Below are 22806 nucleotides of genomic sequence, written 5' to 3'. Positions count from 1 at the left end.
AGACATGACACCCCTTTCCCGCCCTGCCCACCCTGTGATCCTCGGCCAGAACCAGTACGGCAAAGCAGAGAACCGCGTCGTCAAGATCACGCGGGACGGCGCCACCCACCACATCAAGGACCTGAACGTCTCCGTCGCCCTCTCCGGCGACCTCGACGACGTCCACCTCACCGGCTCCAACGCCCACTGCCTCCCCACCGACACGACGAAGAACACCGTCTTCGCGTTCGCCAAGGAGTACGGCATCGAGTCCGCCGAGCAGTTCGGCATCCACCTCGCCCGCCACTTCGTGACGAGCCAGGAGCCGATCAAGCGGGCCCGGATCCGGATCGAGGAGTACGCCTGGGAGCGCATCGCCTCCTCCGACGCCAACTCCAAGTTCATCGGCGCCGACGAGGTCAACCACTCCTTCGTCCGCAAGGGCCAGGAGACCCGCGTCACCCAGATCACCTACGACGGCGAGAAGTGGGAGGTCATCTCCGGCCTCAAGGACCTCGTCGTCATGAACTCCACCAACTCGGAGTTCTGGGGCTACATCAAGGACAAGTACACCACCCTCCAGGAGGCGTACGACCGCATCCTGGCCACCCAGGTCTCCGGCCGCTGGCGGTTCAACTGGACCGACGACGAGCAGCGCATGCCCAACTGGGAGCGGTCCTACGAGCAGACCAAGCGCCACATGCTCGAGGCCTTCGCGGAGACCTACTCGTACTCCCTCCAGCAGACGCTGTACCAGATGGCCACGCGGATCATCAACCACCGCGCGGAGATCGACGAGGTGCGCTTCTCGCTCCCCAACAAGCACCACTTCCTGGTCGACCTCGAGCCCTTCGGGCTGAAGAACGACAACGAGGTCTACTACGCCGCCGACCGCATGTACGGCCTCATCGAGGCCACGGTCCTGCGGGACGGCGCCACCGCGCTGATCCCGGTCGACATGACCAATCTCTGAGCGACCCGGTCCCCGCCCGCCGCGGGCGGGGACCGGAACCGGCGGGCCGACGCCGGCGCACCCGCCGCCGTCCCGCCGAACCTGTTCTTTCATCATCTCGGCACCCGGAGCCGTCACACGGCCCCGGCACTCAAATCCTCCTAGGGTCCTGCCGTGCCCACCCCACCCATGAGGAATGAAGGAAGCACCGCCATGGCAGCACCTTCGGCAGACCGGCGCATCGTCATCGAGAACGCGGCGATCGCCACCGTCGACGCGAACGACACCGAGTACGCCTCCGGCCACCTCGTCGTCGCCGGCAACAGGATCGAGTCCCTCGGCGCCGGCAAGGCCCCCGAGAACCTGGAGAACGTGGTACGGCGGATCGACGCCACCGGCCACCTGATCACGCCGGGTCTGATCAACACCCATCACCACTTCTACCAGTGGATCACCCGGGGCCTCGCCACCGACCACAACCTCTTCAACTGGCTGGTCGCGCTCTACCCGACGTGGGCGCGGATCGACGAGCAGATGGTGCGCGTCGCCGCCCAGGGTTCGCTCGCCATGATGGCCCGCGGCGGCGTCACCACCGCCATGGACCACCACTACGTCTTCCCCCAGGGCTCCGGCGACCTGTCCGGCGCGATCATCGGCGCCGCCTCCGAGATGGGCGTGCGCTTCACCCTGGCCCGCGGCTCCATGGACCGCAGCGAGAAGGACGGCGGCCTGCCGCCGGACTTCGCCGTCGAGACCACCGAGGGCGCGCTCGCCGCGACCGAGGAGACGGTGAAGAAGTACCACGACGCCTCCTTCGACTCGATGACGCAGGTCGCCGTCGCCCCCTGCTCGCCCTTCTCCATCTCCACCGAGCTCCTCCGCGAGGGCGCCGCCCTCGGCCGCCGGCTCGGCGTGCGCATGCACACCCACGGCTCCGAGACCGTGGAGGAGGAGAAGTTCTGCCACGAGCTGTTCGGCATGGGCCCGACCGACTACTTCGAGTCGACCGGCTTCCTCGGCGAGGACGTGTGGATGGCGCACTGCGTCCACATGAACGACTCCGACATCGCCGCCTTCGCCCGCACGAAGACCGGTGTCGCCCACTGCCCGTCGTCGAACGCGCGCCTCGCCGCCGGCATCGCCCGCGTCCCCGACATGCTGAAGGCGGGCGTCCCGGTCGGCCTCGGCGTCGACGGCACCGCCTCCAACGAGTCCGGCGAGCTCCACACCGAGCTCCGCAACGCCCTCCTTATCAACCGCCTCGGCGCCCACCGCGAGGCCGCGCTCAACGCCCGCCAGGCCCTGCGCCTGGGCACCTACGGCGGCGCGCAGGTCCTCGGCCGCGCCGACAGCATCGGCTCCCTGGAGGCGGGCAAGCTCGCCGACTTCGTCCTCTGGAAGATCGACGGCCTCGGCCACTCCTCGATCGCCGACCCGGTCACCGCCATCGTCTTCGGCGCGGCGGCCCCGGTCACCGCCTCCTTCGTCAACGGCGAGCAGATCGTCGAGAACAACCGTCTGCTCACCGTCGACGAGGACACCATCGCGCGCGACGCGCGCACGGAGGCGCAGCGCCTGGCCCGCATCGCGGCCCAGGGCTGACCCTCCCCCCGGAATCCGGTCGGGGGGGACGGCCCCCGACCGGTCGCCGCGGACCCGAGCGGGGCCCGCGGCAGCCAGACCGGGGTGCGGCACACGGCAGACCCGTGTGCCGCGCCCCGGGACGGTGACGCCGTCACCCACCCCGGGACGGGGTGCCGCGTCCGTACCCCCACCGGGCCGCCCGTCCCCGCGCCGCACCTCCCGCCCCCGGCGCACCGCGCCACCCCGCGAAGAGCCGCACCTCCCGCACAGCACCGCGCACCACCTCCCTGACACCCGCGTCGCCGCCGACGTGTAACCGACCGGAGGAACCCCGTGGCCGCCAAGCCCCAGGTTCGCAACGCACCCGACGCAGGCCCCGCCCCGGACGACCGGACCAAGCATCCGGTCGACGAGACCCTGCCCCCACTGAAGATGTTCACCAGCGGCCTCCAGCACGTGGCCGCCATGTACGCGGGCGTGGTGGCCCCGCCGCTGATCGTCGGAGCGGCCGTCGGCCTCTCCGGCACCGAACTCACCTTCCTCACCGGCGCCAGCCTCTTCACCGCCGGCCTCGCGACCTTCCTCCAGACCCTCGGCGTCTGGAAGATCGGCGCCAAACTGCCCTTCGTCAACGGCGTCACCTTCGCCGGCGTGGCCCCCATGCTCGCCATCGTCGACACGACGAAGGACAAGTCCGACGCGCTGCCCGTCATCTTCGGCGCGATCATCGTCGCCGGGCTCCTCGGCTTCCTCGCCGCCCCCTGGTTCTCCCGCCTTGTGCGGTTCTTCCCGCCGGTCGTCACCGGCACCGTCATCACCCTGATCGGCGTCTCCCTGCTGCCGGTCGCCTTCGGCTGGGCCCAGGGGCCCAACCCGGCGGCGGAGGAGTACGGTTCGGGCAGATTCCTCGGTCTGGCCGCCGTCACCCTCGGCATCGTCCTGCTGCTGCGCCGCTTCACCCGCGGCTTCCTGAAGCAGATCGCCGTCCTCGTCGGCCTGGTCGTCGGCACGCTGATCGCCATACCCTTCGGCGTCACCGACTTCACCCCGGTGACCGAGGCGGACCTCGTCGGCTTCCCGACCCCCTTCCACTTCGGCGCCCCGCAGTTCGCGCTCGCCGCGATCATCTCGATGTGCGTGGTCATGCTGGTCTCGATGACCGAGTCCACCGCCGACATGCTGGCGCTCGGCGAGATCGTCGAACGGCCCGCCGACGAGAAGACCATCGCGGCCGGCCTGCGTGCCGACACGCTCGGCTCGGCGCTCAGCCCGCTCTTCAACGGCTTCATGTGCAGCGCCTTCGCCCAGAACGTCGGCCTGGTCGCCATGACCCGGATCCGCAGCCGCTTCGTGGTCGCCTGCGGCGGCGGCCTCCTCGTCCTGATGGGCCTCTCGCCGGTCGCGGCCTCGCTGATCTCGGTCGTGCCACGCCCGGTCCTCGGCGGCGCGGGCGTCGTCCTCTTCGGCTCGGTCGCCGCCAGCGGCATCCAGACCCTGGTGAAGGCCGGCCTGGAGAAGGACAACAACGTGCTCATCGTGGCGGTCTCGCTGGCGGTCGGCATCATCCCGATCACAAGTCCGGGCTTCTACCACGCCTTCCCGGAGACCGCGCAGATCATCCTGGACTCCGGCATCTCCACCGGCTGTGTCGCGGCCGTCCTGCTCAACGTGGTCTTCAACCACTTCGGCGGGCGCCGGGACGACGACGAGGTGACCGCCCCGATGGAGCCGGGCGAGGAGATCTCCGAGTCCCGCACCCAGGCGGCTCCCGCCCACTAGGACCCGCAGCACCAGGATGCGCAGCACCACGGCCCACAGCCTCAGGGCCCGCAGCACCAGGACCCCCGGCGTCCGTCCCGCCCGCCCCGGGCCCCGCGCGTTCCGCGGGGCCCGGGGCCGCGTGCTGTCCGGCGCCCTCACCGCCACTCCAGCGCGATGCGCCGGGCGCACTCCCGGGCCAGGGCCGGATAGGCGGCGGCGATCGCCGCGTACAGCCTGCGCCCCAGCAGCCGCTCGGCCTCGCGGCGCCCGAGGTCGCCGTAGAGCCCGTCGAGCAGCGTCTCGTACCGGGCCAGGGCCTGCCGCAGATACCCGACCTGCCACCGTACGAGCGAACCGTCCGCCGCGAGACCGTCCCCGTCCGGTCCGCGGGGGGTCAGCAGGTGCCGGTGGCGCGCCGCCCGTCGCTCCAGCTCGGCCGCCGGCAGCCGGGGCACCTCGATCGGCTCGGCCCGGACCGCGGCGAGCACGGCCGCCCGCCGCCGCTCGGCGAGCACCCCGGCGGCGGCGCTCCGCCGCGCCCCCGCGAGGGCCGCGGACGCCGCCGCGAACTCCGGCGCCCGCTCCACCGCCTCCACCCGCGCGAGCAGGTACAGCCGCACCGGGACGCACCGGCGCGGATCGCGCCCCTGCACGTCCGGCAGCCCGAGCAGCTCCTGCACCATCGTGTCGCTCCAGCCGCGCCGCCGTACCCCGGCCGACGACACGTACAGACAACGGTCCGTCATGATCCCCCCAAGAATCGACTACGGAGAGTAACGATCCCAGTGAAGCGCACCCCACTGACAACGCCCCCTTGCGCACCTCCCGGCCGGCGTGCGATATAGGTCTGGACCTTTCTGGAGGACGTCCGACGGACGGAGGCCGGCCCGTGCAACGCCCGCTCGCCACACGCCTGTTGACAAGTGCGGCGCTCGCCGCGCTCACCGCCTGCTCCGGCGCCGGAGCCGCGGAGCCGAAGGACACCACCCCGCCCACCGCCCCCACCGGCCTCACCGCCACCTCCGGCAGCGCCACCACCGTCCACGTCATGTGGGAGGCCGCCACCGACGACCGGGCCGTCACCGGCTACCAGGTCCTCCAGGACGGCCGCCCGGTCAGGGACCTCCCCGCCGCCACCCTCATGACCGACGTCACCGGCCTCGCCCCCGGCACCCGCCACACCTTCGCCGTCCGCGCCCGCGACGCCGCCGGCAACCTCTCGCCCCTCACCCCCGCCGTCCCCGCCACCACCCTCCGCGCCACCGCCGAGGACCACGAACCCCCCACCACCCCCGGCGCCCTGCACGCCACCCCCGACGGCCCCGGCGCCGCCGTCCTCACCTGGACCGCCTCCCGCGACGACACCCGCGTCACCGCCTACGACGTCCACCAGTCCGGTGTCCGCGTCCACACCGCCCCCGGCACCGCCACCACCGCCCGCCTCACCGGCCTGCGCCCCGGCACCGCCTACTCCTTCACCCTCCGCGCCCGCGACGCCGCCGAGAACTCCTCCCCGGACAGCGCCCCCGCCGACCTCACCACCGCGCCCGCCCCCGGCGCACCCCCCGACACCTCCCCGCTCGCCCTCGCCGCCACCTCCGCCCACGGCGAGATCACCCTCACCTGGACCCCGCCCGACACCGGAGCCCCCGTCACCCACCACGAACTCCACATCGACGGCCGCTTCGCCACCACCATCGCCTGGGGCACCGCCCCGCCCTCCGGCCGCGCCGCCTACACCTTCCCCGCCCAGTCCCCGCCCGGCACCACCCTCACCCTCACCCTCCGCGCCCGCCTCCCCGACGGCACCTGGGGCGACTTCTCCGCCCCCAGGACGGTCGTCGTCCGCTGATCCGGACGGGGACGCCGGACGGGACCCGGACGGGACGCCGGGCAGGCCCCGGAGCGGGACCCGGGGCGGCACCCCGGCCGGGGGTGTCCCTCAGGCCGTTCCCGCCGCCCCCGACCTACCCTGGAACCGTGGCCGAGACCGTTCTCACCAATACCGGGCTGGACAGGTTCCTCGAGCGCCTCGACGGCGGGCCGGAGGCACGGGACCCCGCGTTCCTGCGGGCCGCCGAAGTCGTCCTCGGGCTGCTCGCGCTGCGCGGCGCGGACCGCGCGAGCGGACTGCCGGAGCCGGGGCCGGATCTGGTGCGGCGGCTGCTCGTGGAGGACCTGCCGACGTTCGTGTACGTGCCGCCGGGGGAGCTCGCGGCCTATCCGGCCGTCCTCGGGGAGCTCGCCGGCTGCTTCGACGGGGACCTGCGTGAGCGGGTCGCGGCCGCAGTCGACGAGAGCGCAGGGGACTTCGAACGGGCCATGGACGACCCGGGCAACCTCACCTGGCACCGCTGGTACGCCTCCCTGCTGCGCACCGTCGGTGCCGACCTCGGCGACGCCGAGGACGTACGGCGGCGGATCGGGGCCCTCGACGGGGCGCCGCTGCCCGACGGGGTGCTGCGGGCCGACCTCATGGGACGGACCGCGCTCGCCGACACCGTCCTCGCCGAGGCCGTCGCCCGCGCCTACGTACGGGACGCCGAGGAACCGCCCCTCGCCGGGCCGCTCCTCACCGACCACGCCGTCGCCGCCGGCGTCGGGAAGGTCGCCGCCGCGCTCCTCGACCGCTGGACCGCCGCCGGGCTCGCCGAACAGCTCACCGGCGCCTACGCCCACTTCGCGCCGGGCCCCGACGACTTCCCCCACCTCGTCCTCGCCGACGCCCTCCTCGACGAGCACATGGACTACCACGGCGACACCGGCGTCCCCGTCCCGCCGCCCGCCGGGGAGGAGAGCGGTGACGGGGCCGTCGAGCGGGACGCCGACGCGCTGCTCGCCGCCGTCGAGGAACTGGCCGAGGAGGAGTACGAGCCGTACGGCGGCGAGGCGCCGCACCTGTTGTACGCGCTCTACCAGCGGGGCTGCGGCGCCGACTCGGTCGCCCGCCGGACCGCCGAGTACGAGGACTGGACCGTCGACCCGGACCTGGAGGACGTGCCCGTGACCGTGCCGGAGGGCGCGGCCGGCCCGTACGTCACCCCGCCCGTGCCCGAACTCGTCCGGCTGACCGGCTCCACCGGCCTCGACGAGGACGACCGGGCCCGCCTGGAGGGCCCGGCCCGCGAACTCGCCGCCGTCGTCGACCGGCTCGCCGCCACCGGCCTCGTCTTCCGTGCCGGCGACGCCTTCGGGCTGACCCCGCGCGGCGCCGCCACCGTCCGCTACCTCCTCCGGGTGCGCCGGGTCGCCGCGCCCACCGCCGCCGAGGCCGCCGCCTGGCCGGCGCGGGAGCTGGTCGCCGCCGCCGCGGAGTGGCCGCACGCGCCCGCTGCGCGCGCGCTCGCCGACTGGCTGCACGCTCGCCGGGACACCGCCGACGCCTGGTCGCAGCTGCTCGACGCGTTCGACACGGCGCACGCCCACGCCTCCGAAGGGGCGGCCGTACGGGGCCTGTTCGGGCTCCTCGACACGGCCACCGCCCCACCCGGCGCCCTGCGCGGGGCGCTGCGCTCCCCGGTGATCGGCGCCTACGCCCTGCACGCGCTCCAGGTGCGCGGCGAGGAGGCCGACGCGGTCCAGGTGCCGGTGTCGGCCCGCGCCCTGCACCTCCTGGACCGGCTGCCCGCGAAGAAGGGCCCGCTGGAGTCGCGGCGGGCCGCCTTCGACGCGGCCGCCGCCGACTGGCCGGGCGGCTCGGCCGCCCTGGTGAAGGCGATGGCCGAGGCCGACCGGCACGGTGCCGAACGGGTCCTCGGCCCGCTGGGCATCAGCCTGCCGTGAGGTACATCCCTGAAGGACCCGCGCCCGCCGTGTTCCGGCAGGCGCGGTGGCCCGACGGGACGGTGTCGATCAGGGCGAGGCAGCGCCCGAGGGCCTGCTGACCGTAGGCGTTGGGGTGCATGGACTCCTGCACGAGCCCCTGGGTGCTCTGGCTGTCGATCCACCGCGCCCACTCGCTCGCCGCCCCCGAGGGCGGCAGCGAGGCCGTCACCTGACGGCTCGCCTTCGCGCACACCTCGCGGCCCTGGAGCGCGTCCCGCAGGTCCAGGAACTGCGCGCCCTTCGCCACCGCCACCTGCCGCAGCCGGTTCGCGAGCTGGGGGACCAGGGAGTCCCGCGCCCAGTCGGAGTCCTTGTTCCAGAAGGGGCAGCCGCCCGTGTTCACCCGGCTCCAGCCGCTCTCGGAGTAGCGGTTCTCGGCGGCGCGCGGAATGGGGGAGGGGTAGGACTGGAGCACGATCCGGTAGTCGGAGGCGGCGTACCCCGCGCCGGTCATCACGGCCCGGATCTCGTCGACGGCCTTGCCGACGGCGGCCATCACCCCGTCGATCCTGGCGTCGACCTCGACCTGCTGGTCGTCGTGGCAGTACGAGTACCAGACGATGTAGTCGGCCGCGCAGGTGGCGATGATGTCGGCGAAACCGAGGTCGTTGCCGCCGATGGAGAGCGCGATCAGCTTCACGTCGTGGGAGGCGGCGACGGCCGCGAGCTGGTCGGCCTGCGGGGCCTCGCCCTTGTACGCCTGCCCGCCCTGGGAGGCGCGGAAGACGTTCTTGGTGGTCGCCCCGGAGCAGGCCAGGTTGATCAGGGAGCTCGCGATCGGCCCGGCGCTCTTCACCTCGGCGGTGTCCGAGCGGTGGCAGCCGCCCGCGGTGGAGCCGTACACCCGGGACGGGTCGTAGCCGCTGCCGGTCCAGGCCCGGTCGGTGCCGTTCCGGCTGCCGGAGTTGGTGAGGCTGTTGCCGAGCCAGCGGCCGGCCTCGCCGGAGATGTAGCTGTCACCCATGGCGACGACGGCGGTGGGACCGCTGCCGGGGGAGGCCTGGGCGGACGGAGCGGCGAGCGAGGCGAGCCCGGCGGCGGTACACAGGGCCAGGAACGCGCGCAGCGCGCGGTGGGGCGTCGAGGGCATGGCTGTGTGCTCCTGCGGTACGCAGTGACGTGGGGGACAGCCGCCGGCCGGTGGCATGGCGGAATCTCGCACGGCGTGTCTTATTACCGCTAGGTAGCTGCATATCTCGGTTGCGTCACGTCACCTGTGACCCACCAGGGACCCACGACGCCGAAGGGCCCGGCCCCGGAGCTGTGCGTTCACCGGGAGGCGGGCCCTGAGCAGGAGCGGGAGGCGTCAGCCGATCAGCTGTTCGTACGCCGGGAGGGTGAGGAAGTCGGCGTAGTCCGCGTCGAGGGAGACGTGGAGGAGGAGGTCGTGGGCCTGCTGCCACTTGCCGGCGGCGAAGGCCTCCTCGCCGATCTCCTCGCGGATCGCGGCCAGTTCCTCGGCGGCGACCTGGCGGGCCAGCTCGGGGGTGGCGGTCCTGCCGTTCTCGAAGACGACGCCCGCGTTGATCCACTGCCAGATCTGGGAGCGGGAGATCTCGGCCGTCGCCGCGTCCTCCATCAGGTTGAAGATGGCGACGGCGCCGAGGCCGCGCAGCCACGCCTCGATGTAGCGGATGCCGACCTGGACGGCGTTGCGCAGGCCCTCGTAGGTGGGCCTGGCGTCGAGCGAGTCGATGGCGATGAGGTCGCCGGGGGCCACCGAGACGTCCTCGCGCAGCCGGTCCTTCTGGTTCGGCTTGTCGCCGAGGACGGCGTCGAAGGAGGCCATGGCGATCGGGACCAGGTCGGGGTGGGCGACCCAGGAGCCGTCGAAGCCGTCGCCGGCCTCGCGGTCCTTGTCGGCCTTGACCTTCTCGAAGGCGACCTTGTTGACCTCGGCGTCCTTGCGGGAGGGGATGAAGGCCGCCATGCCGCCGATCGCGTGCGCGCCGCGCTTGTGGCAGGTGCGGACGAGGAGTTCGGTGTACGCGCGCATGAACGGGGCCGTCATCGTGACCGCGTTGCGGTCCGGGAGGACGAACTTCGGCCCGCCGTCACGGAAGTTCTTGACGATGGAGAAGAGGTAGTCCCAGCGGCCCGCGTTGAGGCCGGCGGCGTGGTCGCGGAGCTCGTAGAGGATCTCCTCCATCTCGTACACGGCCGTGATGGTCTCGATGAGGACCGTGGCGCGGACGGTGCCCTGCGGGATGCCGACGTAGTCCTGGGCGAAGACGAAGACGTCGTTCCAGAGGCGGGCCTCCAGGTGCGACTCGGTCTTCGGCAGGTAGAAGTACGGGCCCTTGCCGAGGTCGATCAGGCGCTGCGCGTTGTGGAAGAAGTACAGGCCGAAGTCGACGAGCGCGCCGGGCACCGGGCGGCCCTCGAAGGTGAGGTGACGCTCCTCCAGGTGCCAGCCGCGCGGCCGCATGACGACCGTGGCGAGCTCCTCGGCGGGCCTCAGGGCGTAGGACTTGCCGGTGCGCGCGTCGGTGAAGTCGATGTTCCGGGTGTAGGCGTCGATCAGGTTGACCTGGCCGAGGACCACGTTCTCCCAGGTGGGGGCGGAGGCGTCCTCGAAGTCCGCGAGCCACACCCTGGCGCCGGAGTTGAGCGCGTTGATCGTCATCTTGCGGTCGGTGGGACCGGTGATCTCGACACGGCGGTCGTTCAGGGCCGCCGGGGCCGGCGCGACCCTCCAGGAGTCGTCGGCGCGGATCGCCGCGGTCTCCGGCAGGAAGTCGAGGGTGGAGGTGCGGGCGATCTCGGCGCGGCGCTCGGCCCGGCGGGCGAGGAGCTCGTCCCGGCGCGGCGTGAAGCGGCGGTGGAGCTCGGCGACGAAGGCGAGGGCCGCCTCCGTCAGCACCTCCTCCTGGCGCGGCAGGGGCTCGGCGTCGACGACGACCAGGGGGGACGGCGCTGGTGCGGACATGGACGGTCACTTCCTTCAGCGGATTGCGCGGGCGGTGCCTGGCGGCCGCCGGGCGTCACGGGCGGCACGGAGTGCCGCGGGTGCCGGGATGCGGCCGCGAGCGCCGTCACCGGGGCTCAGGCGCTTTTACTTGGTGGATATTAGTTTCCTCATAGTGGAAGTTCAATGGATTGTTGATGTCGAGATTCTTCGAGTCGACAGAACGTGGCTCGGGGTGCCAGCCCCCTCACTCCAGGTGCCCGCCCCCGGCCCCGCTCACCCTTTTCCCACCCTTCGAGGCGGTGGAGGTTCCCACCCCTCAAGACGGTGGAGATCCGCCTCCGTGTCGATGTCGAAGGGCTCCGCCACGTCCGAGCAGTCCACGAGCGCGACCGCGTCCCGGTGCGCCGCCAGGTAGTCCCGCGCCCCCCGGTCGCCCTCCGCGCCCGCCGAGATCCCCGCCCACCGGTCCGCCCCGAACAGCACCGGATGCCCCCGCTTCCCGTCGTACGAGGCCGCCGCAAGGGCGTCCCGCCCCTCGTACGTCCCCCGCACCCGGGCCACCGCCGCCGCCCCGATCCCCGGCTGGTCCACCAGCGACACCAGCGCCGCGTCCACCCCGCGCGGGTCCGCCGCCAGCGAGGCGAGCCCCACCCGCAGCGAGGACCCCATCCCGTCCGCCCACCCCGGGTTCTCCACCAGGACGCAGTCCGGCAGCTCGGCCCGCTCCCGTACGAGCTCCGCCGACGCGCCCAGCACCACGTGCACCACCGCGCAGCCGCCCTCGCGCAGCACCCGCACCCCGTGCTCGACCAGCGGCCGGCCCCGGTACGGAAGGAGCGCCTTCGGGCGCCCGCCGAGCCGCCGCCCGCCGCCAGCGGCGAGCAGCAGACCGGCGACGAGGGGAGGGGCGGCAGGGGAGGAGGAGGCTGTCTTCGTCATGGGAACTGCTTACCGCATGACGCGGAATGACACGGTCGTATGAATGCGCGGCACGGCCTCTTCCCCGCCGGGCGGCCGGGGAGTTAACTGACCCCCACTCAGGGCGCCCGACCACCGTCCCGGGCCATCGGGAGCGGACGTCTCGGAGTGGGGGGCCGTGTTGCGGAGCGTGGGGCAGAGGCGAGTGACCGGCGAGACAGTGGACCCGAGGGTGGCCGGACTGCGGTCCGCCGTCTCCCGTCTCCGGCGCGAACTGGCCGGACACCGGGGCGAGTTCGCCGACCGGGAGATCGCCGAGGACGCCCTGGCCGCGCTCGACGCGATGGCGGTGAGCGGAGCCCCCGAGGTGCGGCGGCTGCGCCGCAGCCTCCTTCTCGTCGCCGGCTCCCTCGGCTCCGTCAGCGCCCTCGCCGACGCCCTGGCGGGCCTCCGGCACGCCGTCGAACTCTTCGGCCCGCCGCCACAGGCCTAGTCGGTACGGGCTACCGCCGGATCAGGCGCCGCTCGCGGGCCGCCGCCACCGCCGCCGTGCGCGAGTCCACGCCCAGCTTGGCGAAGACGTGCACCAGGTGGGACTTCACCGTCGCCTGGCTGAGGAAGAGCACCTTGCTGATCTGCTGGTTCGACAGTCCCTCCCCGACCAGCTGGAGCACCTCCAGCTCCCGCTTGGTCAGCGCTTCCGCCGGGGTCCGCATCCGGTCCATCAGGCGGTGCGCCACCGCCGGGGCCAGCGCCGACTGGCCGGCCGCCGCCGTCCGCACCGCGGCCGCCAGCTCCTCCGGCGGCGCGTCCTTCAGCAGATAGCCGGAGGCGCCGGCCTCCACCGCCGCCAGGATGTCCGCGTCCGTGTCGTACGTCGTCAGGACCAGCACCTTCGGCCCGCCCGGCACCGCCGTGATCGCGGCCGTAGCCTCCGATCCGTGCATCCCCGGGCCGAACTGGAGGTCCATCAGGACCACGTCGACGCCCCCGGCCGCCGCCAGCTCCACCGCGCGCTCCGCCGTCGCCGCCTCGCCGACCACGGCGAAGCCGGGCTCGGTGTCCAGGACCGCGCGCAGCCCGGCCCGTACCACCGGATGGTCGTCGGAGAGCAGCAGCCGGATCGTCGCCCCCGTCATGCCCGGCCCCCACCGGGCAGCGGGAGGGTGACCGCGACGGCCGTGCCCTGCCCCGGCGCGGACTCGACGGTGAACGTGCCGCCCAGCGACCGCGCCCGCGAGCGCATCGCCGGAAGCCCGAACCCGCCGCCGTCGCCGGAGGGGCGTACCGCCTCCGGGTCGAAGCCCTTCCCGTCGTCCACCACGTCCAGCGCCACCGCGTCCTCCATGAACGACAACGTGATCTCCGCCCGGCCGGCCCCCGCGTGCCGCACCGTGTTCCCCAGCGCCGACTGGGCGATCCGCAGCAGCGCGACCTCGTACGGGGTCGGCAGCTCCACCGGCGTCCCGCTCACCGAGAACCGCACCCGCGGCCCCGCGCCCGGCTCGCACAGCCGCTCAAGGGCCGCCGCCAGCGAACCGCTCTCCAGGTCCGGCGGCGTCAGCGCCCGCACGAACCGGCGCGCCTCCGCCAGGTTGTCCTGCGCGGCCTGCCGCGCCCGGTCGATGTGCCCGGCCGCAGGCGAACCCGGCGGCAGCGCCCGCTCGGCCGCCCGCAGCAGCAGCTGGATCGACGACAGCCCCTGCGCGAGCGTGTCGTGGATCTCCCGGGCCAGCCGCTCCCGCTCGGCCAGCGTCCCCGCGTGGCGCTCCGCCGCCGCCAGCTCGGCGCGGGTGGTGATCAGCTCCTCGACCATCCGCTGCCGCCGCTCGCTCTCCCGGTACAGCGCCTGATAGCCGAGGACCGTGGCGACGGCGACGGCGCCGCCGAGCAGCGGGCCGATGAAGACCCCCGGGTTCAGGGCGGCGCCGTGCCCCACGTACGAGAGGATCGCCGCGCCCGCCGTCAGCGCCACGGACGGCAGCGACCAGCGGGCCGGCAGCAGGTGCAGCTGGAGGAAGTACAGCGGGAAGGCCAGCCACAGCGCCTCCGGCGTCGCCCACAGCAGGGCCAGCCAGGACAGCGCCAGGACCGCCAGCCAGCAGGCCGCGGCCCGCTGCGACCGCCGCACGGAGGGGAGCCAGGCCCCCGCCGCGTAGACGCCGCCCGTCACGATCGCGAGGACCGTGCCCGCCGTGGAGTGGGCGCGGACCGCGGCCAGCACGAGCAGGCCCGCCATCAGGAGGTGCAGGCAGAGGCGCAGGGCGCGGAGGGCGGGGGTGAGTGCGCGCGGATCCATGACCTCACCAGCGTAGACAGCGAGTGGAGGTCACGGCTCAACCGAAAGTTTGATTACGGAGCCATCCGTGGCGCGATGCCTGCGAGGAGGTGTGGCCAGCAGGCTTGGCCCCATGTTCGTGGCATGGAGAGACCTGAGATTCGCCAAGGGGCGGTTCGCCCTCATGGGCACGGTGATCGTGCTGATCACCCTGCTCGTGGGGCTCCTTTCCGGGCTGACGGCCGGACTCGCGCGGGAGAACATCTCCGCGATCACCGGCCTGCCCGCCGACCGGATCGCCTTCGCCGCCCCGCCGGCCGGGCAGTCGGTCTCGTTCACCAACTCCACGGTGACGGAGGAGCAGTGGAAGGCCTGGGCGGGGCGGCCGGGGGTGAGCGGGGCGGCGCCGCTCGGCATCCGTACCCTCAACGCGGTCGCGGGCGAGCGGACGGCCGCCGTCTCCGCCCTCGGTACGCGGCCGGGCGACGGGCTCGCGCCCGGCGCGGTGGCCCCCGGGAAGGCCGTCCTGTCGGAGTCGGCGGCGGCGGAACTCGGCGCGGGCGTCGGGGACGCGGTCCGGCTCGGGCCGCTGGCGGTCGCCGTCGCGGCGGTCGCCGGGGACGCCTCGTACAGCCACACGCCCGTGGTGTGGACCTCGCTCGACGACTGGCAGCGGCTCGGGGCCGGCGGTACGGCCGCCGGGGCACAGGCCGAGCAGGCGACGGTGATCGCGCTGCGCGGCGACGGCGCCGACTGGGCGGCCGGGGACGCGGCCGTCGGCACGGAGGCGCGGACCGTGGACGCGGCCCTCACCGCCATAGGGTCCTACCAGGCCGAGAACGGCTCGCTGCAGCTCATGCGCGGTTTCCTCTTCGTCATCTCCGCGCTCGTCATAGGGGCCTTCTTCACCGTCTGGACCATCCAGCGCAGCGGTGACGTCGCCGTCCTCAAGGCGCTCGGCGCCTCCACGCCGTACCTGCTGCGCGACGCCCTCGGGCAGGCGGTGCTCATGCTGGTGGCGGGGACGCTGCTCGGCACGGGCCTCGCCCTCGGCATCGGCGCGCTCGTCAGCGGCGGCGACGTGCCCTTCGTCCTCTCGCCGCCGACCCTCCTCGGGCCCGCCGCCGTCATCATCGTGCTCGGTGCCGTCGGCTCCGCCCTGTCCATCCGGCGGATCACCGCCGTCGACCCCCTCACCGCGCTCGGGAGCGTCCGATGAGCCTCGAACTCGATGCCGTGACCCTGACCTACCCGGACGGCGACGGGCGGCTCACCGCTCTCGACGCGGTCTCCCTGGCGGTCCCGCCGGGCCGCCTGACGGCCGTCGTCGGGCCCTCCGGCTCCGGCAAGTCCAGCCTGCTGGCCGTCGCCGCGACCCTGGTGACCCCCGACCGGGGTCGGGTCGTCGTCGCCGGCACGGACACGGCGGGGCTCGACGCGGCGGGGCGGGCGGAGCTGCGGCGGAGGTCGATCGGGATCGTCTTCCAGCAGCCGAACCTGCTGCCCTCGCTGACGGCGGTCGAACAGCTCCAGGTCATGGCGCACCTGTCGGGGCGTCCGCCGGCGTCGGTACGGGGCCGGGCCATGGACCTGCTCGACGCGGTCGGCCTCGCGGACCGGGCCTCGCGCCGCCCGCACCAGCTCTCCGGCGGCCAGCGCCAGCGCGTCAACATCGCGCGGGCGCTGATGAACGAGCCCGCGGTGCTGCTCGTCGACGAGCCGACGAGCGCGCTCGACCACGAGCGGGGCGCGGCGGTCGTCGCCCTGCTCGCGCGGCTGACGCGGGAGCGGGCGACGGCGACGGTCCTCGTGACGCACGACCGGGCGCACCTGGACGCCGCCGACGAGACGGTCACGGTCCAGGACGGCCGTCTGACGGCGGTCGCCGCGGCCTGACCGTTACTGCGCGCCGTTGGGGGCCGTGGTCGTGAGGGCCGTGGAGAGTTCGCGGGCCACCTGCTGGAGGATGGGGACGATCTTCTCCGTGGCGGCCTCGGTGACGCGGCCCGCCGGGCCCGAGATGGAGATGGCCGCCGCGGTCGGGGAGTCGGGGACGGAGACCGCGAGGCAGCGGACCCCTATCTCCTGCTCGTTGTCGTCGACGGCGTACCCCGCCTCCCGCACCGCCGCCAGCGCCGAGAGGAAGCCGTCCGGCGTGGTGATGGTCTTCTCCGTGGCGGCCGGCATGCCGGTGCGGGCGAGCAGGGCGCGCACCTCGTCGTCCGGGGTGTGCGCCAGCAGCGCCTTGCCGACGCCCGTGGAGTGCGGCAGCACCCGGCGGCCGACCTCGGTGAACATGCGCATGGAGTGCTTGGACGGCACCTGGGCGACGTACACGATCTCGTCGCCATCGAGCAGGGCCATGTTCGCCGTCTCGCCGGTCTCCTCGACGAGCCGCGCCAGGTAGGGGCGGGCCCAGGTGCCGAGGAGACGGGAGGCGGACTCGCCGAGGCGGATCAGGCGGGGGCCGAGCGCGTACCGGCGGTTGGGCTGCTGGCGGACGTAGCCGCAGGCGACCAGGGTGCGCATCAGACGGTGAATAGTGGGCAGAGGCAGTCCGCTGCTGGCGGAGAGCTCGCTCAGCCCGACCTCGCCCCCGGCGTCGGCCATCCGTTCCAGGAGGTCGAAGGCGCGCTCGAGGGACTGGACGCCTCCGCTCGCGGCGGGCTTGGCGGCCTCGGTGGTGCTGGCGCTGGACGTCGGCACGGCAACGGTCCTTTCGGGGCAGGCGGGCAAGGCAGCAGCCTACCGGGCCGCCGGGCCGTGCACCGTGTGCGGGGCCCGGCGTCCGGGCCGGTCAGCGGGGTGTTTGTCCGTTGTCGGCGGCTGCTCGGCAGGGGCCGGGTCCGCCCCGCCTGTGCGGAGCTACCTTCTACTGTACGAAATTCGCATTCCACTTTGTGGAAACCTCTAAGTCGACTTCCTCGGACGTCGCCGAGATGGACCCGCCCTTGACGGCATGTCGTCCCGGCCGCAGACTCCTTCAACAGTTCGTTGAATTTCTGCTTCGTGAAGCTCCGTGAGGCTCCGGGAAGCGGAACGGGAAAGGGGCATGGTGGACGTCAATCTCGTACTGCGCTCGACACGGGTCATCACCCCGGAGGGCACCCGGCCCGCGGCCATCGCCGTCTCGGGCGGGACGATCGCGGCGGTGCTGCCGTACGACGCCGAGGCGCCGGCCGGAGCGGTCCTGGAGGACGTGGGCGACGACGTCGTCCTCCCCGGTCTCGTCGACTCCCACGTCCACGTGAACGACCCCGGCCGCACCGAGTGGGAGGGGTTCTGGACCGCCACCCGCGCGGCCGCCGCCGGCGGCATCACCACGATCGTCGACATGCCGCTCAACTCGCTGCCGCCGACCACCACCGTGGAGAACCTGCGGGTCAAGCAGGAGGTGGCCCGGCCCAAGGCCCACGTCGACGTCGGCTTCTGGGGCGGCGCCCTGCCCGACAACGTCAAGGACCTGCGCCCCCTGCACGACGCCGGCGTGTACGGCTTCAAATGCTTCCTGTCGCCCTCCGGCGTGGAGGAGTTCCCCGAGCTCGACCAGGAGCAGCTGACCCGCTCCCTCGCCGAGATCGCCGGCTTCGGCGGGCTGATGATCGTGCACGCCGAGGACCCCCACCACCTCGCCGCCGCCCCGCAGAAGTCCTCCTCCCGGTACGCCGACTTCCTCGCCTCCCGGCCCCGCGACGCCGAGAACACCGCCATCGAGAACCTGATCAACCAGGCCCGGCGGCTCGACGCCCGCGTCCACGTCCTCCACCTCTCCTCCTCCGACGCGCTGCCGCTCATCGCCGCCGCCAAGGCCGAGGGCGTCAAGGTGACCGTCGAGTCCTGCCCGCACTTCCTCACCCTCACCGCCGAGGAGATCCCGGACGGCGCCACCGAGTTCAAGTGCTGCCCGCCGATCCGCGAGGCCGTCAACCAGGACGCGCTCTGGCAGGGGCTCGCCGACGGCGTCATCGACTGCGTCGTCTCGGACCACTCCCCGTCCACCGTCGACCTGAAGACGCCGGACTTCTCCTCCGCCTGGGGCGGCATCTCCTCGCTCCAGCTCGGCCTGCCCGCCATCTGGACCGAGGCCCGCCGCCGCGGCTTCGACCTCACCGACGTGGTGCGCTGGATGTCCGAGGCCCCCGCCCGCCTCGCCGGACTCGACCGGAAGGGCGCCATCGAGGCCGGCCGCGACGCCGACTTCGCCGTCCTCGACCCCGACGCGACCTTCACCGTCGACCCCGTCGAGCTCCAGCACCGCAACCGCATCACCGCCTACGCGGGCAGGACCCTCCACGGCGTCGTCACCTCCACCTGGCTGCGCGGCGTGAAGATCAACGACCGCGGCACCCTGGCCGAGCCCTCCGGCCGCCTCCTCGAAAGGAACAACTGACCCGTGAGCACCGGCATACCCTCCTTCACCGGCGACGCCAGCCCCTACGGCGGCGGCGACCCGTACGCCGACTACCGCACGGCCGAGTTCCCCTTCACCCAGTACGCGGACCTCGCCGACCGCCGCCTCGGCGCCGGCGTCATCGCCGCCAACGACGAGTTCTTCGCCGAGCGCGAGAACCTCCTCAAGCCCGAGGCCGCCGAGTTCGACCCCGAGCACTTCGGCCACAAGGGCAAGATCATGGACGGCTGGGAGACCCGCCGCCGACGCGGCGTCTCCGCCGCCGAGCCGCACCCCACCGAGGACGACCACGACTGGGCCCTCGTCCGGCTCGGCGCCCCCGGCGTGATCCGCGGCATCGTCGTCGACACCGCCCACTTCCGCGGCAACTACCCCCAAGCCGTCTCCGTCGAGGCCGCCTCCGTACCCGGCTCGCCCTCGCCCGAGGACCTCCTCGCCGACGACGTGAAGTGGACGGTCCTCGTCCCGCGCACCGCCATCGGCGGCCACGCCGCCAACGGCTTCGCCGTCGACGTCGAGCAGCGCTTCACCCACCTCCGCGTCAACCAGCACCCGGACGGCGGCATCGCCCGCCTCCGCGTGTACGGCGAGGTCGCCCCCGACCCGGCGTGGCTCGGCGTCCTCGGTACGTTCGACCTGGCCGCCCTGGAGAACGGCGGGCAGGTCGAGGACGCCTCCGACCGCTTCTACTCGCCGGCCACCAACACCATCCAGCCCGGCCGCTCCCGCAAGATGGACGACGGCTGGGAGACCCGCCGCCGCCGCGACAAGGGCAACGACTGGATCCGCTACGCCCTCGCCGCCGAGTCCGAGATCCGCGCCGTCGAGATCGACACCGCGTACCTCAAGGGCAACAGCGCCGGCTGGGCCGCGCTCTCCGTCGCCGCCGAGGGCTCGGAGGACTGGACCGAGATCCTGCCCCGGACCCGCCTCCAGCCCGACACCAACCACCGCTTCGTCCTCGACGCGCCGGCGGTCGGCTCCCGGGTGCGGATCGACATCTACCCGGACGGCGGCATCTCCCGCCTCCGCCTCTTCGGCTCCCTGACCGAAGCCGGCGCGGCGCGGCTGACCGCCCGCCACCAGGAGCTCGGCGGCTGACCGCAGCCGTACGACTCCGGGGACCGTACGACTCCGCGGTCCGTACGCCTCCGGGGCCGGCCGGCCGACACCGGCCCGGCCCCGGACCGCCCGGAGCCTCCTCCGGGCCCCCTGACCGGGCGGGTACGACACCCCGCCCCGCTCGCGAGGGCGCGCCGACCCGACAGCACCGGCGCGCCCTCGCGGCCCTTCCCCCGGCTACGCGGCGTGGCCGCCGTCCACCGACAGCTCGGCGCCCGTCACGTACCGGCCCTCCGGGCCCGCCAGATAGGCGACCGCCGCCGCCACCTCCTCCGGCGTGCCGAAGCGGCCAAGGGCCGTCAGCGCCGCCTGCCCTTCCGCGTACGGCCCGCCCGCCGGGTTCATGTCGGTGTCGACCGGCCCCGGACGGACGAGGTTCGCGGTGATGCCGCGGCCGCCCAGCTCCCGGGCCAGCGCCCGGTTCAGACCGGTCAGCGCGGCTTTGCTCATCGCGTAGAGCGTGCCGCCGGGGCCGGGCACCCGCTGGGTCATGCAGGTGCCGATCGTCACGATCCGCCCGCCGTCCGTCATCCGCCCGGCCGCCGCCTGGGAGGCGAGGAAGGCCGCCCGGACGTTCACCGCGAGCACCCGGTCCACGTCGGAGAGCGCCAGCGACCCCAGCGGGCCGAGCACGCCGATCCCGACGTTGTTCACCAGCACGTCGAGCCGGCCCAGGTCGTCCGCCGCCCGGTGCACCACGCCCGCCGCGTCCCCGGCGTCGGCCGCGTCGGCGCGCAGCGGCAGGGCCCGCCGCCCGGCCGCCTCGATGCGGGCCGCGACCTTCGCGGCCGCCGCCTCGTCGCGTACGTAGCTGAAGGCCACGTCCGCGCCCTCCCGGGCGAGCCGCACCGCCGTCGCCGCGCCGATGCCCCGGCTGCCGCCCGTCACCAGGGCCACCGTGCCGTTCATCGTGGACATACCGAACCTCCGTGAGAAGCGCCGACTGGTTGCGGTTTCAATGAAAGTCGGCGGAGGGCCCGGCCACCGGCGGGAATCGGACGCCGACCCGTGCACCGATGAGTTCCGCCGGGCGGTGGAGTCGGAAGGGGTGGGACACGATGGTCCGGAGAACAGAAAGGGCATCCCTCATGGCCACCCTCAGCCTCACCCAGTTCCTCACCCTCGACGGCGTCTACCAGGCCCCCGGCGGTCCCGACGAGGACACCAGCGGCGGCTTCACGCACGGCGGCTGGAGCGTGCCGTACGGGGACGACGACTTCGGCCGCTTCATGAACGACGTCTTCGCCCGGCCCGCCGCCTTCCTCCTCGGACGCCGCACCTACGACATCTTCGCGAGCTACTGGCCGAAGCAGACCGACCCCGCGGACCCCATCGCGTCCAAGCTCAACGCCCTGCCCAAGTACGTCGCCACCACCACCCTCGAATCCGCCGACTGGGCCGGTACGACCCTGCTGCGCGGGGACGCCGTCCAGGAGGTCGCCGCGCTCAAGGAGAGCCTCGACGGCGAGATCCAGATGCACGGCAGCGGCGGTCTCGCCCGCACCCTCCTCGCCCACGACCTCATCGACACCCTCCACCTGCTCGTCTTCCCGGTCGTCCTCGGCACCGGCCTCCGCCTCTTCCCCGAGGGGGCCCGTCCGACCGCCTTCCGACTGGCCGGGAGCGGCGTCACGAGCGCGGGCGTCACCCTCCACACCTACGAGCACGCGGGCCGCCCCGCCTACGGCAGTTACGCCTGAGAAACGGGTGTAGCCACCACGGGTCTCGCCGGGTACGGTGATCGCTCCGAGTGCGAGCCGCCGAAGTCTCCACCCCGTTCCGAACGTGGGAGAACCGGCCCGCCATGTCCTCGATCGCCGCGCCCATGGCCCTCGGCGCCCCGCGCCGCGCCTGGCTCACCGACCTGCCGCTGCTGCTCGTCGCCGTCTTCTGGGGCGGCAGCTACCTCGCCGCCAAGGGCATCACCACCGGCCACACCGTCGTCGCCGTCCTCGTGCTGCGCTTCGCGCTCGTGGTGCCGGTCCTGGTCGCCGCCGGATGGCGCGGGCTGCGGGCGCTGACCGGGGCGCAGTGGCGTGGGGCCGCGCTGCTCGGGGCGATCCTCGCCGGGATCTTCCTCCTGGAGACGTACGGCGTCGTCCACACCTCCGCCACCAACGCGGGCCTGATCATCAGCCTCACCATGATCTTCACCCCGCTCGCCGAGGCCGCCGTCACCCGGACCAGGCCCTCACGCGGTTTCCTCGGCGCCGCCGGGCTCTCCGTCGCCGGTGTCGTGCTGCTCACCCAGGGGGCGGGCTTCACCGCGCCCTCCCTCGGCGACCTGCTGATCCTCCTGGCGGCGGTCGCCCGGACCGTGCACGTCCTCGCCATGGCCCGGATCGAGGCCGTCCGGTCGGCCGACTCCCTCTCCCTGACCACCGTCCAGCTCGGCACCGCCGTCCTCGTCTTCGCCGTCCTCGCCGCCGCCGGCGACGGCGCCACCCCCTGGGCCACCGCGCTCGACTTCGGCCCCCGCGAGTGGGCCGGGCTCCTCTTCCTCTCCGTCTTCTGCACGCTCTTCGCCTTCTTCGTGCAGATGTGGGCCGTACGCCGCACCTCCCCGTCCCGCGTGAGCCTGCTGCTCGGCACCGAACCCCTCTGGGCCGCCCTCGCGGGCATCGCCCTGGCCGGCGACCGCCCCGGCCTCCTCGGTCTCGTGGGCGCCGCCCTCGTCCTCGGCGGCACGGCCTGGGGCCGCCGGGCCGCAGACGCCCCCTGAATCCCGGCTCAGCTCTTCTCCACCCGGTCCTTACCCACCCGCTCCGAGACGATCATCAGGACCAGGCCGAGGACGGCGAGCACGATGTTCGCGAAGACCTCCCGGCCTTCGAGGACCCCCACGTTCTCGGTCAGGAAGCGCGTCGCGCCCATGAACGAGAACCAGCCGCCCGTCAGTTCGCGGACCACGCCGCAGACGCCGAAGACGGTCAGCAGGAAACCGGTGACCTCCAGAAATCTCCTCATACGGCGATCCTGGCCGCGACCGGCGGCCCGCCGCGTCCACCCCCGGTCCACCGCCGTGCGACCTAAGTCGCGACCTGGGTGTCGACCCGTACGACTTC

General features: G+C 73.6%; 21 protein-coding genes. 12 read left to right on the top strand and 9 right to left on the bottom strand.

Annotated features, from left to right (window positions below; all coding sequences use genetic code 11):
- Positions 1–4 precede the first annotated feature (4 nt).
- The 3 genes from pucL to QK442_RS19650 all read left to right on the top strand — a co-directional run bounded on the left by pucL (position 5) and on the right by QK442_RS19650 (position 4294).
- Positions 5–952, top strand: a complete 948-nt coding sequence (pucL, locus tag QK442_RS19660; RefSeq protein WP_282695277.1) for a factor-independent urate hydroxylase — start codon at positions 5–7, stop codon at positions 950–952.
- A gap of 192 nt (positions 953–1144) precedes the next feature.
- Complete coding sequence (locus QK442_RS19655) at positions 1145–2533, top strand: 8-oxoguanine deaminase (RefSeq protein WP_282695276.1); 1389 nt, start codon at positions 1145–1147, stop codon at positions 2531–2533.
- Positions 2534–2947: 414 nt separating this feature from the next.
- Positions 2948–4294, top strand: a complete 1347-nt coding sequence (locus QK442_RS19650; protein ID WP_282695334.1) for a nucleobase:cation symporter-2 family protein — start codon at positions 2948–2950, stop codon at positions 4292–4294.
- Positions 4295–4431: 137 nt separating this feature from the next.
- Here the strand turns inward: QK442_RS19650 and QK442_RS19645 are convergent, their stop codons facing one another.
- Positions 4432–5022, bottom strand: a complete 591-nt coding sequence (locus QK442_RS19645; protein WP_282695275.1) for a hypothetical protein — start codon at positions 5020–5022, stop codon at positions 4432–4434.
- A 143-nt stretch (positions 5023–5165) separates the two neighbouring features.
- On the opposite strand from QK442_RS19645, the gene QK442_RS19640 reads away from it, so the two are divergent.
- Entirely contained in the window at positions 5166–6128 is a 963-nt protein-coding gene (locus QK442_RS19640; RefSeq protein ID WP_282695274.1) for a fibronectin type III domain-containing protein, read from the top strand.
- 128 nt (positions 6129–6256) lie between these two features.
- Entirely contained in the window at positions 6257–8059 is a 1803-nt protein-coding gene (locus tag QK442_RS19635; protein ID WP_282695273.1) for a hypothetical protein, read from the top strand.
- Here QK442_RS19635 and QK442_RS19630 read toward each other — a convergent pair.
- The 3 genes from QK442_RS19630 to QK442_RS19620 all read right to left on the bottom strand — a co-directional run bounded on the left by QK442_RS19630 (position 8046) and on the right by QK442_RS19620 (position 11951).
- Positions 8046–9191, bottom strand: a complete 1146-nt coding sequence (locus QK442_RS19630) for a GDSL-type esterase/lipase family protein (protein ID WP_282695272.1) — start codon at positions 9189–9191, stop codon at positions 8046–8048. The genes QK442_RS19635 and QK442_RS19630 overlap by 14 nt on opposite strands.
- 216 nt (positions 9192–9407) lie before the next feature.
- Positions 9408–11030: a malate synthase A gene (gene aceB / locus QK442_RS19625; RefSeq protein ID WP_282695271.1), complete on the bottom strand. Its 1623-nt coding sequence runs from the start codon at positions 11028–11030 to the stop codon at positions 9408–9410.
- 255 nt (positions 11031–11285) lie between these two features.
- The gene (locus QK442_RS19620) at positions 11286–11951 is read right to left on the bottom strand and encodes a nucleotidyltransferase family protein (protein WP_282695270.1); all 666 of its coding nucleotides are present in this window, start codon (positions 11949–11951) and stop codon (positions 11286–11288) included.
- Between the two features lie 157 nt (positions 11952–12108).
- On the opposite strand from QK442_RS19620, the gene QK442_RS19615 reads away from it, so the two are divergent.
- Positions 12109–12423: a DUF5955 family protein gene (locus QK442_RS19615; RefSeq protein WP_282695269.1), complete on the top strand. Its 315-nt coding sequence runs from the start codon at positions 12109–12111 to the stop codon at positions 12421–12423.
- A 10-nt stretch (positions 12424–12433) separates the two neighbouring features.
- Here QK442_RS19615 and QK442_RS19610 read toward each other — a convergent pair whose 3' ends face one another.
- Positions 12434–13069, bottom strand: coding sequence for a response regulator transcription factor (locus QK442_RS19610; protein WP_282695268.1), 636 nt, complete (start codon positions 13067–13069; stop codon positions 12434–12436).
- Complete coding sequence (locus tag QK442_RS19605; protein ID WP_282695267.1) at positions 13066–14229, bottom strand: sensor histidine kinase; 1164 nt, start codon at positions 14227–14229, stop codon at positions 13066–13068. The genes QK442_RS19610 and QK442_RS19605 overlap by 4 nt, the downstream gene beginning before the upstream one ends.
- Before the next feature lie 112 nt (positions 14230–14341).
- On the opposite strand from QK442_RS19605, the gene QK442_RS19600 reads away from it, so the two are divergent.
- Both QK442_RS19600 and QK442_RS19595 read left to right on the top strand, forming a co-directional pair.
- On the top strand, positions 14342–15427 hold the full coding sequence (locus QK442_RS19600) for an ABC transporter permease (RefSeq protein WP_282695266.1): 1086 nt from the start codon (positions 14342–14344) through the stop codon (positions 15425–15427).
- Positions 15424–16104 (top strand): ABC transporter ATP-binding protein, encoded by a 681-nt coding sequence (locus tag QK442_RS19595; RefSeq protein WP_282695265.1) that lies wholly within the window; start codon positions 15424–15426, stop codon positions 16102–16104. Before QK442_RS19600 ends, QK442_RS19595 begins: the two co-directional genes overlap by 4 nt.
- Before the next feature lie 3 nt (positions 16105–16107).
- Here QK442_RS19595 and QK442_RS19590 read toward each other — a convergent pair whose 3' ends face one another.
- Positions 16108–16914 carry an IclR family transcriptional regulator gene (locus QK442_RS19590; RefSeq protein ID WP_282695264.1) on the bottom strand — a complete coding sequence of 269 codons (807 nt, stop codon included), beginning with the start codon at positions 16912–16914 and terminating at the stop codon, positions 16108–16110.
- Positions 16915–17260: 346 nt separating this feature from the next.
- On the opposite strand from QK442_RS19590, the gene allB reads away from it, so the two are divergent.
- Both allB and alc read left to right on the top strand, forming a co-directional pair.
- The gene (allB, locus tag QK442_RS19585; RefSeq protein ID WP_282695263.1) at positions 17261–18598 is read left to right on the top strand and encodes an allantoinase AllB; all 1338 of its coding nucleotides are present in this window, start codon (positions 17261–17263) and stop codon (positions 18596–18598) included.
- Between the two features lie 3 nt (positions 18599–18601).
- On the top strand, positions 18602–19720 hold the full coding sequence (gene alc, locus QK442_RS19580) for an allantoicase (protein WP_282695262.1): 1119 nt from the start codon (positions 18602–18604) through the stop codon (positions 19718–19720).
- Positions 19721–19918: 198 nt separating this feature from the next.
- Here the strand turns inward: alc and QK442_RS19575 are convergent, their stop codons facing one another.
- Positions 19919–20659, bottom strand: coding sequence for an SDR family oxidoreductase (locus QK442_RS19575; protein WP_282695261.1), 741 nt, complete (start codon positions 20657–20659; stop codon positions 19919–19921).
- Between the two features lie 170 nt (positions 20660–20829).
- On the opposite strand from QK442_RS19575, the gene QK442_RS19570 reads away from it, so the two are divergent.
- Positions 20830–21441 carry a dihydrofolate reductase family protein gene (locus QK442_RS19570; protein ID WP_282695260.1) on the top strand — a complete coding sequence of 204 codons (612 nt, stop codon included), beginning with the start codon at positions 20830–20832 and terminating at the stop codon, positions 21439–21441.
- 104 nt (positions 21442–21545) lie between these two features.
- Positions 21546–22463 carry a DMT family transporter gene (locus tag QK442_RS19565; RefSeq protein ID WP_282695259.1) on the top strand — a complete coding sequence of 306 codons (918 nt, stop codon included), beginning with the start codon at positions 21546–21548 and terminating at the stop codon, positions 22461–22463.
- A gap of 8 nt (positions 22464–22471) precedes the next feature.
- Here QK442_RS19565 and QK442_RS19560 read toward each other — a convergent pair whose 3' ends face one another.
- Positions 22472–22708: a hypothetical protein gene (locus QK442_RS19560; RefSeq protein ID WP_282695258.1), complete on the bottom strand. Its 237-nt coding sequence runs from the start codon at positions 22706–22708 to the stop codon at positions 22472–22474.
- Between the last annotated feature and the right edge of the window lie 98 nt (positions 22709–22806).

Origin of the sequence: Streptomyces sp. CC208A, assembly GCF_030010625.1 — a bacterium.
Taxonomy (GTDB): Bacteria; Actinomycetota; Actinomycetes; order Streptomycetales; family Streptomycetaceae; genus Streptomyces.
This window is presented reverse-complemented; position numbering and strand designations above follow the sequence as displayed.

Excerpts from the sequence above, each read along its gene's own strand:
- pucL (WP_282695277.1), top strand. The coding sequence starts at position 5 with ATGACACCCCTTTCCCGCCCTGCCCACCCTGTGATCCTCGGCCAGAAC.
- QK442_RS19655 (WP_282695276.1), top strand. The coding sequence starts at position 1,145 with ATGGCAGCACCTTCGGCAGACCGGCGCATCGTCATCGAGAACGCGGCG.
- QK442_RS19650 (WP_282695334.1), top strand. The coding sequence starts at position 2,948 with ATGTTCACCAGCGGCCTCCAGCACGTGGCCGCCATGTACGCGGGCGTG.
- QK442_RS19645 (WP_282695275.1), bottom strand. The coding sequence starts at position 5,022 with ATGACGGACCGTTGTCTGTACGTGTCGTCGGCCGGGGTACGGCGGCGC.
- QK442_RS19630 (WP_282695272.1), bottom strand. The coding sequence starts at position 9,191 with ATGCCCTCGACGCCCCACCGCGCGCTGCGCGCGTTCCTGGCCCTGTGT.
- aceB (WP_282695271.1), bottom strand. The coding sequence starts at position 11,030 with ATGTCCGCACCAGCGCCGTCCCCCCTGGTCGTCGTCGACGCCGAGCCC.
- QK442_RS19620 (WP_282695270.1), bottom strand. The coding sequence starts at position 11,951 with ATGACGAAGACAGCCTCCTCCTCCCCTGCCGCCCCTCCCCTCGTCGCC.
- QK442_RS19610 (WP_282695268.1), bottom strand. The coding sequence starts at position 13,069 with ATGACGGGGGCGACGATCCGGCTGCTGCTCTCCGACGACCATCCGGTG.
- QK442_RS19605 (WP_282695267.1), bottom strand. The coding sequence starts at position 14,229 with ATGGATCCGCGCGCACTCACCCCCGCCCTCCGCGCCCTGCGCCTCTGC.
- QK442_RS19600 (WP_282695266.1), top strand. The coding sequence starts at position 14,342 with ATGTTCGTGGCATGGAGAGACCTGAGATTCGCCAAGGGGCGGTTCGCC.
- QK442_RS19595 (WP_282695265.1), top strand. The coding sequence starts at position 15,424 with ATGAGCCTCGAACTCGATGCCGTGACCCTGACCTACCCGGACGGCGAC.
- allB (WP_282695263.1), top strand. The coding sequence starts at position 17,261 with ATGGTGGACGTCAATCTCGTACTGCGCTCGACACGGGTCATCACCCCG.
- QK442_RS19575 (WP_282695261.1), bottom strand. The coding sequence starts at position 20,659 with ATGTCCACGATGAACGGCACGGTGGCCCTGGTGACGGGCGGCAGCCGG.
- QK442_RS19570 (WP_282695260.1), top strand. The coding sequence starts at position 20,830 with ATGGCCACCCTCAGCCTCACCCAGTTCCTCACCCTCGACGGCGTCTAC.
- QK442_RS19565 (WP_282695259.1), top strand. The coding sequence starts at position 21,546 with ATGTCCTCGATCGCCGCGCCCATGGCCCTCGGCGCCCCGCGCCGCGCC.
- QK442_RS19560 (WP_282695258.1), bottom strand. The coding sequence starts at position 22,708 with ATGAGGAGATTTCTGGAGGTCACCGGTTTCCTGCTGACCGTCTTCGGC.